Annotated in this window: 12 protein-coding genes; 10 read left to right on the top strand and 2 right to left on the bottom strand. The window is 64.7% G+C overall.

Annotated elements, in window-relative coordinates:
- Positions 1 to 210 (top strand): YncE family protein (locus DNA98_RS16970; RefSeq protein ID WP_370444457.1); only part of this gene is annotated, 210 nt, incomplete at its 5' end.
- On the opposite strand, the gene lhgO is transcribed toward DNA98_RS16970, so the two are convergent.
- Complete coding sequence (gene lhgO / locus DNA98_RS16965) at positions 207 to 1,418, bottom strand: L-2-hydroxyglutarate oxidase (protein ID WP_110532575.1); 1,212 nt, start codon at positions 1,416 to 1,418, stop codon at positions 207 to 209. The genes DNA98_RS16970 and lhgO overlap by 4 nt on opposite strands.
- Before the next feature lie 187 nt (positions 1,419 to 1,605).
- Between lhgO and DNA98_RS16960 the strand changes: the two genes are divergently transcribed.
- From DNA98_RS16960 to DNA98_RS16920, 9 genes are all read left to right on the top strand, one after another.
- The gene (locus DNA98_RS16960; RefSeq protein WP_110532574.1) at positions 1,606 to 2,508 is read left to right on the top strand and encodes a M23 family metallopeptidase; all 903 of its coding nucleotides are present in this window, start codon (positions 1,606 to 1,608) and stop codon (positions 2,506 to 2,508) included.
- Positions 2,509 to 2,529: 21 nt separating this feature from the next.
- The gene (locus DNA98_RS16955; protein WP_110532573.1) at positions 2,530 to 2,895 is read left to right on the top strand and encodes a polymer-forming cytoskeletal protein; all 366 of its coding nucleotides are present in this window, start codon (positions 2,530 to 2,532) and stop codon (positions 2,893 to 2,895) included.
- Between the two features lie 61 nt (positions 2,896 to 2,956).
- On the top strand, positions 2,957 to 3,886 hold the full coding sequence (locus tag DNA98_RS16950) for a M23 family metallopeptidase (RefSeq protein WP_110532572.1): 930 nt from the start codon (positions 2,957 to 2,959) through the stop codon (positions 3,884 to 3,886).
- Positions 3,887 to 4,042: 156 nt separating this feature from the next.
- A complete protein-coding gene (gene accD, locus DNA98_RS16945) occupies positions 4,043 to 4,885 on the top strand; it encodes an acetyl-CoA carboxylase, carboxyltransferase subunit beta (RefSeq protein WP_110532571.1) in 843 nt (280 codons plus the stop codon).
- An 89-nt stretch (positions 4,886 to 4,974) separates the two neighbouring features.
- Entirely contained in the window at positions 4,975 to 5,925 is a 951-nt protein-coding gene (locus tag DNA98_RS16940; protein WP_110532578.1) for an acetyl-CoA carboxylase carboxyltransferase subunit alpha, read from the top strand.
- Positions 5,926 to 6,082: 157 nt separating this feature from the next.
- Positions 6,083 to 7,369 (top strand): PEGA domain-containing protein, encoded by a 1,287-nt coding sequence (locus DNA98_RS16935; protein ID WP_110532570.1) that lies wholly within the window; start codon positions 6,083 to 6,085, stop codon positions 7,367 to 7,369.
- Between the two features lie 82 nt (positions 7,370 to 7,451).
- Positions 7,452 to 8,177, top strand: a complete 726-nt coding sequence (locus DNA98_RS16930; RefSeq protein ID WP_110532569.1) for a molybdenum cofactor guanylyltransferase — start codon at positions 7,452 to 7,454, stop codon at positions 8,175 to 8,177.
- A complete protein-coding gene (locus DNA98_RS16925; RefSeq protein ID WP_110532568.1) occupies positions 8,161 to 8,697 on the top strand; it encodes a hypothetical protein in 537 nt (178 codons plus the stop codon). The genes DNA98_RS16930 and DNA98_RS16925 overlap by 17 nt, the downstream gene beginning before the upstream one ends.
- Positions 8,698 to 8,755: 58 nt before the next feature.
- Positions 8,756 to 8,995 carry a ferredoxin gene (locus DNA98_RS16920; protein WP_110532567.1) on the top strand — a complete coding sequence of 80 codons (240 nt, stop codon included), beginning with the start codon at positions 8,756 to 8,758 and terminating at the stop codon, positions 8,993 to 8,995.
- Positions 8,996 to 9,213: 218 nt separating this feature from the next.
- On the opposite strand, the gene DNA98_RS16915 is transcribed toward DNA98_RS16920, so the two are convergent.
- Complete coding sequence (locus tag DNA98_RS16915) at positions 9,214 to 10,425, bottom strand: MFS transporter (RefSeq protein WP_110532566.1); 1,212 nt, start codon at positions 10,423 to 10,425, stop codon at positions 9,214 to 9,216.
- Between the last annotated feature and the right edge of the window lie 91 nt (positions 10,426 to 10,516).

Here is a 10,516-nt window from a genome sequence, read left to right as displayed (position 1 = left end):
GGGGGCAGCCCGGACATGGGGGGGGTCTCGGCGGACGGGAAGAGGCTGTGGCTTTCCGGGCGCTACCACGGGGAGGTCTACGTCTTCGACACCGACCTAAAGAAAGGCGGCCTGATCCGGCGCATCCGGGTGGGCAAGGGGCCGCACGGGCTGGCCATCTACCCCCAGCCGGGCCGCTACAGCCTGGGGCACACCGGGGTCTTTCGCTAGCCCCTTTTTCCGTTCATCCACGCTTCGGCCTGGTCTACTACATGCTTGGCAAAGGGCATGGAGGCCGTCCAGGCCGGGGAGATCGCGTTCAAGACGTGGAGGCTCTCGGCGTTGGCTTCGACCACGAAGTCCATCACCAGCTTTTGCGCCTGGTGGTCGTAGAGCTGGGCCCGGATGCCGGGGCGGCCCCAGGTTTGATAGTTCTCCGGCTTGACCCCCTCGAGCAGCTGGGCAGCCTGGGCCACCAGAAAGGGCTTTGAGTACTTGCGGATCTCCTCGAGGGCCAAGGAGCGAAAGCCAAACTCGTCGCGGAGAAACAAGATCGCCTCGTCGCGCAGGATCGATAAGGATTCCCGGAGGTCGAAACCGTAAAGCCCCCCGTAGTGTTCGCGCCAGAAGGCAGGAATGGCGGTGGGACCGATCTTGACCCGGCCATCCACCGTGACCGTAAAGTGCACTCCCAAGAAGGTATTGCGCAGATCGGGCACCGGGTAGATGTTGGTGCGCAGGCTTCCTTGGGGTTCTGAGCTGTATAGGTAAAGCCCCTTGAAGGGCAGGATCCGGTAGCGCAAGCCCACGCCAAAGTCGTGGGCGATCCGGTCGGCGTGGAGCCCGGCGGCGTTGACCACGAATCCTGCACTGATGACCTCATGGGGGGTGATCACGCTCTTCCCCCGCCGGGCCTGGTAGGGGCTCTCGAGCAGGATTTCTATCCCCTGGCGTTGGGCCTCCTGGGCCAGGGCCGCCATACACTCCAAGGGGTCTACGGTGGCGGTGTTGGGCGACCACAGCGCCAGCTCGGTGGTCTTGACCCGAGGCTCGATCTTCTTGGCCTCCGCAAGGCTGATGAGGTGGGTTTCGACCCCGTTCAAGTCGCCCCGGCGCTTGAGCTCCTTGAGGCCCTCGATCTCCCCTTCGTGCTTGGCTACCACCAGCTTTCCGCACTCGTTGATCCTGAGCCCACGCTCCTTGACAAAGCGTTTCCAGCTCTCGTTCCCCTCGCGGGTGAAGCGGGCCTTGAGGCTGTCTGCGGTGTAATAGAATCCGGCGTGCAGCACCCCCGAGTTGCGCCCCGAGCCGTGCTGGGCTAGTGCTTTTTCCTTCTCTAGGACGACGATTTTGGCTTTGGGGTGGCGGCGGGCCAGCTCGAGGGCAATGGTCAACCCCACCACGCCTCCCCCGATGACGAGAAAGTCTGCGGTCTTCATCCGGATTTCTCCCGAGGCTCTATCTTAGCTGGGAATCCCAAAGTACCTTTCAAACATCACTGGGGTGTGCTTGGGGCTAACGACTGTAAGTGACTTACAAAAACAAAAGAATCCGTTCCAGCACGCTTGGGCGGCTTGGGTTATATAACCTTGACCGGCCGTAAATGCCCGTGTCATAATCCCCCAGATGCGCCGACGTCCAGTCCGCTACACGTTCTGGTTAGCGCGCACGGGCGCGGCTCCAAAAAGCTTTTCCTTGCCTGTTTGGGTGCCCCTGGCCTTGCTCTTTGGGTTGCTTCTCTGGACGGGGGTCAACCTCTATCTTTGGAACCGCACCGCCGAGCTGCGCAACCTGCAGCTGCGGCTGGCTGACCTTTCGCAGCAGGCTCGGCAGCTCACCCTTCAGCTCGAGGCCGAGAAAACCCGCAACAACCGCCTCTCCAACCAGGCTCAGGCCACCCTCAAAAGCCTCGAGACCCTGGAAGCGGAGATCAACCGCTTGCGCGAGCGGGCCGGCCTCCCCAAAATCCGCCTGGTCCCGACCCGCAGTGGCCCACCGGCTAAAGGGGAAGGGGGAGGGGAGCCTGCGAGCTTGGAGCAGGTCTGGGCGGGGATTGAGCGCCAGATCCGCGAGTACGGGGAGAAGCTCGGCGACCTCGAGCCGGCCTTGGCCGAAACCCTGCGCCGCGAGGCAGCCATCCCCTCGGGGGTGCCGATGGCCTTTTACGATCGCATCACCTCGACCTTTGGCTACCGCGCCAATCCCTTTGGGCACGGCTTCGAGTTCCACAACGGCCTCGACCTGGCTGCCCCGTACGGCACCCCGGTCTATGCGGCGGCCCCGGGTGCGGTGGTGAGTGCCGGTTGGAACGGGGTTTTTGGGCTGGCGGTGGAGATTGACCACGGTTACGGCTACCGCACCCTGTACGGCCATCTCTCGAGGATCGAGGTCCGGGTGGGGGATCAGCTGGAAAAGGGTGACCTGGTAGGCCGGGTCGGCTCGACCGGGCGCTCGAGCGGTCCCCACCTGCACTACACCGTGTTTCGCGCCGGGGTGGCGGTGGACCCCGGCCCCTATGTCTTTGAGTGAACCTTGCTTGTAGGAGGAGACATGCTCTCACGCAAATCCAACCCAGCGGCCCTCACCTACCTGGGCGAGGGGACTGAGCTCGAGGGGGTGCTCAAGGCGCGCGGCTCGGTGCGGATTGATGGACGCGTTCAGGGCACGGTGGTCGTGGAGGGGGACCTCGAGGTCGGCCCCAAAGGCGAGATCAAGGGTGAGCTGGTGCAGGCCGTCAACATTCAGATTCACGGGACGGTGCGCTCCCAGGTGATCGCCCAGGAAAAGCTGATGCTGCTCAAGACCGCCCGCCTCGAGGGAGACGTCTGTGCCAAGGCCCTTGACATCGAGGCCGGGGCGGCGTTTATCGGGCACAGCCACACCGGGGAGCCCCGGGCTTTGCCCCAGCCGGAATAGGCCGCCGGGTCAGCCGTCACCACCGGGGGACAACTCTCCGGATAAGCTGGGGTGTTCGCCCATGAGACGGCCCTTGGATTCGCCGCTCCCCCGCGCCGCTGCCCCCCAGGCCGTAGCGGTGCCGCTATGGGCCTTGGGGGTGCTGGTGCTGGGGGTGGTGGGGATCCTGGCCTACGCCTGGAGCCAGGGGAACCAGGCGCGCCACGCCTTGGCCCAGCTGCATCAGCTCTCACAGCAGGCCCGCAAGCTGCAACTCGAGCTCGAGGCCGAGAGAGCCCGCAACCAGACCTACTCGGTGGAAGCCGAGCAGATGCGGCAGAACCTCAAGGGGCTCGAGCTCGAGATCAACCGTTTGCGCAAGAAGGCTGGCCTTCCGGCGGTGAAGCTGCTGCCCGAACCGGCCTCACCTCCCCCTGCGCCCGGCACCCCCAAAGGGGCCGGAGGGTCTTCGGATCTGGGCGACCAGCTCCTCGACCTGCGGGCCATGATGAGCAACTTCGCCGCCCAGATCGGGCCGCTCGAAGAGGGTCTGGACTCCCCCCTCCGCGACGACCCCCGGCCCCGCCCGCCGATAACCCCGCCTCCCCAGGGAATCCCCCTGCGGGTGGCCACCTATATCTCCTCGGGCTTCGGTTACCGCTCCAACCCCTTTGGCGGCGACAGTACGGAGTTTCATAACGGCTTGGACTTCCCCGCCCCTACCGGCACGGCGGTGTTCGCCACCGCGCCGGGTGTGGCGGTGGAGGTCGGCTGGAACAATGTCTTCGGCCTGATGGTCCTCCTCGACCATGGCAACGGCTACCTGACCCTCTACGGCCACCTCTCAGGGGTAGCCGTCAGCAAAGGCCAGCAGGTGGGGCTGGGGGAGCTTATCGGGCAGGTCGGTTCCACGGGGCGTTCCACGGGGCCACACCTACACTACTCGGTGTTTCGCTATGGGGTGGCGGTGGACCCCACGCCCTACGTAAACGGGGCGATGGTGAGCCGTTAGGGTAACTCGAACCGTGTTGGGTCCACTCCTCCGCAGCTGTCTTGGCGCTGTGGGCTGGGGGTGTAAGAATAAGGCGGTGTTATACTTTGGCTCTCCGGTCGGCTCAAGCCGCCTCGAGTACAATGACCTTCATCTCGATGAATTGACGAGGAGCCTATGGCTTTAGAACGTCTGTTTCGCCGCCGCCGCGCCCAGGGGGAAGCGAGGGATATTCCCGAGCTGTGGGTCAAGTGCCCCGGCTGCGACGCCACGATCTACAAGAAAGACCTCGAGGCCAACTGGCAGGTCTGCCCCAAGTGTGGCTATCATATGCGCATTTCGGTGGAAAAGCGGGTAGCCCTCCTGGCCGACGAGGGGAGCTTCGCGGTGACCACCGGGCAGGTACGCCCCGCCGACCCGCTGAATTTTGTGGACACCGAGCCCTACCCCAAACGCCTCGAGCGCTATCAGAGGGAGACCGGCCGACCCGACGCCATCTTGGGGGGTCGCTGTGCCGTCGGTGGGGTCCCTACCATGCTGCTGGTGATGGACGGGGCCTTCGCCGGGGGTTCGATGGGGAGCGTGGTGGGCGAGGAAATCGCCCGCAACACTGAGTTGGCCGCGCAAGAGGGACGGGCTTTGGTGATCGTCTCGACCTCGGGAGGGGCGCGGATGCAAGAGGCGGCGCTGTCGCTGATGCAGATGGCCAAGACCACCCTGGCCCTGGACCGGCTGTGGGCCAAGCGCTTGCCTTACGTCTCGATCATGACCGATCCCACCACCGGTGGGGTGACGGCCAGCTTCGCCGCCTTGGCGGATGTGATCTTCGCCGAGCCGGGCGCCCTGATCGGGTTCGCCGGACCTCGGGTCATCAAGCAGACCATCCGCCAGGACTTGCCCGAGGGGTTCCAGCGCTCCGAGTTCCACCTCAAGCACGGCATGGTGGACGATGTGGTGGACCGCAGGGCTCTCAAAGACCGGGTGGCGGCGGTGCTTAAGCACTTGTATCCGAGGGGTTAGCCAGATGTCATACGTCATACACTGCAAGTCCTACGCCGTTGTGGACGGAGCAAGAGGCTTGTTCCGGCGTCAACCGTGGGGGGGTGCCCGTGCCGCTTGAGTTCGAGAAGCCGATCTTCGAACTTCAGGCCAAGATCGCCGAGCTCGAGGCGGCGGCCAAGCAAAGCGGGGTGGACCTCGAGGCCGAAGTTTCGGTGCTGCGTGAACGCCTGCATCGCCTGGAACAGGAAACCTACAGCAACCTCTCCCGCTGGCAGCGGGTGCAGCTGGCCCGGGCTCCGGGGCGCCCCACCAGCCTGGACGTGATCGCTCAGGTCTTCGAGGGGTTTGTCGAACTCCACGGCGACCGGGCGGTGGGGGATGATCCGGCCATCGTGGGAGGGTTGGCCTATTTGGACGGCGAGCCGGTGGTGCTGGTGGGGCAGCAAAAGGGGCGCGACACCAAGGAGAACCTCCTGCGCAACTTCGGGATGCCGCACCCGGAGGGCTACCGCAAGGCCATGCGCATGATGGACCTGGCCGATCGCTTTGGCCGCCCCTTCATCGCCCTCATTGACACCCCCGGAGCGTACCCGGGGATCAGCGCGGAGGAGCGTGGCCAGGCCTGGGTGATCGCCCAGAGCATCCAGCGGATGGCCCGGCTCAGGGTCCCGGCCATCGCGGTCATCCTCTCCGAAGGGGGCTCGGGCGGGGCCCTGGCGATCGGGGTGGGCAACCGCATCCTGATCATGGAAAACGCCTGGTACTCGGTGATCTCCCCGGAGTCCTGCGCGGCCATTCTCTGGCGCGACGCCAAGGAAGCCCCCAAGGCCGCCGAAGCCCTCAAGCTCACCGCCTCCGACCTGCTCAAGCTGGGGGTGGTGGACAAGGTGATCCCTGAGCCGGGCGGGGGGGCCCACCGCGACCCGGCGGCGGCCCTCTATCACCTCAAGCGGGGGTTGCAGGAAACACTGAACGAGCTGCGCTCGCTCTCGGCGGAAGCCTTGTTTGAGGACCGTTACCGCCGCTTCCGCGAACTCGGCGTGGTATCTATGAGATAACTATGAAAAATAGCCGTTGCCAAAACGTTTCGTTGTTTACCGAACATCATCAAAAATAAACTCATTTTTACTAACTAAAGGGGGGCTCAACATTAAGACCGAAGCCTCTCACACGGGTCATTCCGTCCGCTTTAGCCTCGAGACAGGAGGTGCCCAAGTGAAGCGAATCAACGCCAAAGGTTTGTTAGCAACCGCGCTGTTAAGCCTGACCGGGATGCTGGCTCTAGCCCAGCCGCGGATCACCCCTCAGGGGATCATCGTCAACCCGGTGCCCACCGATCTTCAGGTAAAAACCTGGGTGGACAAAGACCCCGGCAAGACCGGGAATTCTAGTTACCGCATCGGGGAGAACATCGCCATCTACGCCCAGGTCAACCAGGACGCCTACGTCTATCTTTTCAACATCAACGCCGATGGCAAGATTGACCTGATCCTGCCCAATAGCTTTAGCCGGGACAACTTCCTGCGGGCCGGAGAGACCCGCCGCTTCCCGCCGCAAGGGGCCAACTACCAGTTCACCATCAGCGGGCCAGAAGGCCAAGACCAAGTGCTGGCCGTGGCCAGCAAGCAGCCGCTTTCGCTGAGCGATATCGCCGACGTGGAGCGTGGCCAAGTACGGGTACAAGGGGCCGAAAACCTGGCTCGAGCCCTCTCCATCGTGGTCACCCCGATCCCGCAGCAGAGCTGGGTGAGCGACGTGGCCACTTACTGGGTAGGCCGGGTCGCGGCCCAGCCGCCCCTCCCTACCCCACAGCCTCAGCCGAGCCCACGCCCCACCCCACCGGCTCCGCCTGCCCCCTCGAGCGCCACCCTCAACGTGAACTCCACCCCCCAGGGGGCCCAGGTCATCGTCAACGGTCAGGTGGTGGGCCAGACCCCCTTGAGCATCTCGATTCGCCCAGGCCGCTCCGAGGTGGAGGTGCGCTTGCGGGGATATACTCCCTACCTCACCACCGTTCAACCGCGCCCCGGCGAGAGCGTGAATGTCTTCGCCACCCTGCAGCCCGAGGTGCGCAACGGGACCCTCTTGGTGAACTCCAACGTGGGCGGGGCTGAGGTATGGATCAACGGGGCGCGTTCGGGCCGTACCCCCTTGCAGCTCAGCCTGCGCGAAGGTACTTACGAAGTGGTGGTGCGGGCGGGGGGGTACAACGAGTTCCGCACCAATGTGCGAATCGAGGCCGATCGGACGGTGCGGGTAGACGCCCGGCTGACCCCTCTCCAGACCACGCTCGAGATCAGCGTCAACGTCAACGGGCCAGTACGGATCTTTGTGGACGGTAGCGAGGTTGGGACCACCCAAAACGGCTTCTTGCGGGTGACGGTAAACCCCAACGCGCGCGAGCTGGTAGCCCTGGCCCCCGGGTACCGGGCCGAAGTGCTCCGGTTGCGGCTGGATCCGGGCGATACCGAGCGGATCCGCCTGAACATGGACCGGCTGTAAGGTCGAGCTTTTGGGGCCGGGGGATAGGACCTCTGGCCCCGAGCCGTTTGGCGTTCCGCTTCCCGCGTGTTATCTTTCCTCCGTGGATGCCATCGTGCTGGCCGGGGGCAGGCCGGAAGACCCCCTGGCGAAGCGTTTTGCGGTTCCCGCCAAGACCCTGGTACCCTACCGGGGTCGTCCGCTGGTGGAATACACCCTAAAAGCGCTGGCCCAAGCTGGCCTAGGGCTTATCTACGTGGGCCCCCAGGCGGCGCTTTCGCCTGAACCCAGGGTGTCTTTGCCGGACAGGGGCGGGATGCTGGAGAACCTCGAGGCTGCCCTTCCCGAGGCCCAGGGAGAAAAGGTGCTAGTCGCTACCGGGGATATGCCCTTTCTCACCCCTGAGGCGGTACGCTATGTGCTCGAGCAGGCCCCTTCCGCCGCTTTGGTCTACTGCGCAGTCCCTAAAGAGGCCATCGAGGGGCGCTTCCCCAACATGCGCCGTACCTATGCCCGGCTCAGGGAGGGCTCTTTCACCGGGGGAAACCTCATCCTGCTGGACAAAGCCTTGTTCGCCACGGCCCTTCCGCTGGCCAAGAAAGCGGTGGCGCTGCGCAAAAATCCTCTGGCCTTGGCGCAGATGGTAGGGGTGGGCACGGTGGTCAAGTTGATACTGGGAAACCTCACCATCGCTGACCTCGAGCGCCGGGTCAGCCGCATCCTGGGGCTTCCCGCTCGAGCCCTCGTCGCCCCCTACGCCGAGATCGGCGTAGACTTGGACAAAGAGGAAGACCTGGTATGGCTGGAGGGATATGAGAACGGTGCGTGAGCTTCGTCAAGCGGGTCTAATCGCCTATCTAGCTTCCCTGGTGATCGCGCTGCTGGTATCGGGGTTGGTGCACTGGGCCCTGGGGGGGCGCGGCCTGATCGGTTGGGGGGGGTTCAACTTCTACGGCCTGCTCGAGGGGCTAACCTTCGTGGTGAGCTTCACCCTCTCGTTATGGATCGCTAAGCGGGCCGTACGAGCTCCTTCTTCTTCGCTCCTTACCGCCGGGCTCATCGCGCCCTCCCCGGCGCGCAGGCTGGCCAAGCCGATCCAGACGCTCGAGGCGGTGGAATCTTTCGAGGGCCGGCTGGCGGTGCTCACCGAGGACGGGGCGCCGGTGGGGGTGTTGGGGCTTGGCGATGGCGTCGTGCCTTGGGAAGAGGCTCCGGTGGTCTCTGGCGAGGTAGCGGCCAGCGAGCTTTCCCCGCTATTTTGGCGCTACCCGGTGGTCATCGTGGCCGACGGTAACACCGTTCACGGGGTGATCCGCCGGGAGGCTTTCCGCAAGTACATGGGGGTGTAGCTCGACTTGGCCCAGTATCCTTTACAATAGGCAGAGTTGCTGAGGGAGGAGGTTTGGTATGCCCCATGTCATCACGGAACCCTGCATCGGTGTGAAGGACCAGTCCTGCGTGGAAGTGTGCCCGGTGGAGTGCATTTACGACGGCGGAGATCAGTTCTACATCCACCCCGACGAGTGCATCGACTGCGGCGCGTGTGTCCCGGCCTGCCCGGTCTCGGCCATCTACCCTGAAGAAGACGTACCTGCCGAGTTTCAAAGCTACATCTCCAAGAACCGTAAGCTGGCTGGGCTCGAATAACGCCCTCTGGCGGGGTGGCCCCTGAGCCCCCGCGGGAGGTCCCGGGGTGCGGCCATTGGCCATATGGCCAATGGCCGCACTATACCGAGGTCGAATGCGGCCCCGGGGGTTGTCGTGGGCTCTTTGGCTCGAGGTTGTGGTGGGTAGGGGCGCATCCCCTCGAGGAGGCAGCGGCCCTCGAGCGCTTCGCCTCGATCCGGCGTGAGACCCGGGCGGCTTTAGCGCTGCGCTCTGAGGCGCCCAATCAAATACACCACCGCCGTCGCGCGCAGCGCCATAGAGGCTAGGATGGGCAGGTGGTAGGGGCTCGGCCCCAGCTCTAGATTGCCCAAAGTTCCTCCGACCGCCGCGCCCAGGACCCCGCCCACCGCGAAGGCCACCCAGTACCAGGCCAAGTAGAGGTTGCGCCGCGCGGCTGGGGCGCTCTGGAGGGCGATATTGGTGAGGGCGGTTCCCAAGCCCCCCCAGGCGATGGGATCGCCAACCGCGGCCAGCCAGATCGGCTCGATTCGCCCTGGTCCTCCCGAAAGCCACAAGGTCGGGAGCACCACCGCGGAGATCGCGCTGGTATAGACCAAAACCCGTTCGTGGCCGATACGGTCGGCCACCCGCCCCCACCAGGGGCCTACAAACAGGCCAACGCCAGCGGCGATCACCGTCCAAAGGCCCACCTCGGCGAAGCTCATGCGGGCGTATTGCAAGAACAGCGGGAATACGAACGAACTGCCCACCGCCACCGCCCCCATGAAGGCCGCTACAAAAACCAGAAAGCCCCGGAACCTTTGCTCCTCGAGGGGTGAGCGTAAATCGGCCAGGGCGATCCTAGGAGCGGGTGCGGGGGGCTCGAGCTGTAGGCGCAGCAACAGCGTGGCCCCTACCCCAGCTACCACCCCGGTTCCCAGCACCAGCAAAAAACCCCAGGGTTTACCCATCGTGTCGATCAGCACCCCAGCTAGCAGGTTTCCCAGCGTCCCTACCAACCCCAGCAGCGCGTTACGGAAGCCGAAGTAGCTCCCCCGCTCGCGCTCGGGCACTAGATCGGCCATCCAGCTCGTCCACAGCACGTTGACCGGGGCGATGACGAACTGGCTCAGGGCGGCCACCAGCAGCAACCCGGGAACCCGCCAATCCGCTGGCGCTAGGGGCAACAGCAATACCAGCCCGAACAAGGCCCGCCCCCCTCTGGACAGCAGGATGCACAGGTGTTTGCGGCTGCCGCTCAAAAGCAGGGCCACCGGGGCGGCCAGCTGCGCTATCGTCGGCAAGGCCCCTAGCGCGGCTAGGGCGGCGGGGGTGGCTCCCAGCCACAGGGCATACCCGGTCATCACCACCCCGGTGCTCCAGTTGATGAACAAAATGGCGAGAAAACCTTCCCAAATCGAGATCGTTTGCGAACGCTTCGGCTCGGCGCTGCCCCAGAGAAAGCCCACGCTCCCGATTATGCCGTGATGCTCTGCGAGGCGTATAGGGCGTGGAGAATCTGGACGCGGGGCGAGGTTTGCGGCAGACTGAGGGAAACGC

This window comes from Meiothermus sp. Pnk-1 (assembly GCF_003226535.1).
Taxonomy (GTDB): domain Bacteria; phylum Deinococcota; class Deinococci; order Deinococcales; family Thermaceae; genus Allomeiothermus.
Note: the sequence above shows the minus strand (reverse complement) of the source record. Positions and strands in the feature narration are given on the sequence as shown.

Coding starts and splice junctions, on each gene's coding strand:
- lhgO (WP_110532575.1), bottom strand. CDS start 1,418: ATGAAGACCGCAGACTTTCTCGTCATCGGGGGAGGCGTGGTGGGGTTG.
- DNA98_RS16960 (WP_110532574.1), top strand. CDS start 1,606: ATGCGCCGACGTCCAGTCCGCTACACGTTCTGGTTAGCGCGCACGGGC.
- DNA98_RS16955 (WP_110532573.1), top strand. CDS start 2,530: ATGCTCTCACGCAAATCCAACCCAGCGGCCCTCACCTACCTGGGCGAG.
- DNA98_RS16950 (WP_110532572.1), top strand. CDS start 2,957: ATGAGACGGCCCTTGGATTCGCCGCTCCCCCGCGCCGCTGCCCCCCAG.
- accD (WP_110532571.1), top strand. CDS start 4,043: ATGGCTTTAGAACGTCTGTTTCGCCGCCGCCGCGCCCAGGGGGAAGCG.
- DNA98_RS16925 (WP_110532568.1), top strand. CDS start 8,161: ATGAGAACGGTGCGTGAGCTTCGTCAAGCGGGTCTAATCGCCTATCTA.
- DNA98_RS16920 (WP_110532567.1), top strand. CDS start 8,756: ATGCCCCATGTCATCACGGAACCCTGCATCGGTGTGAAGGACCAGTCC.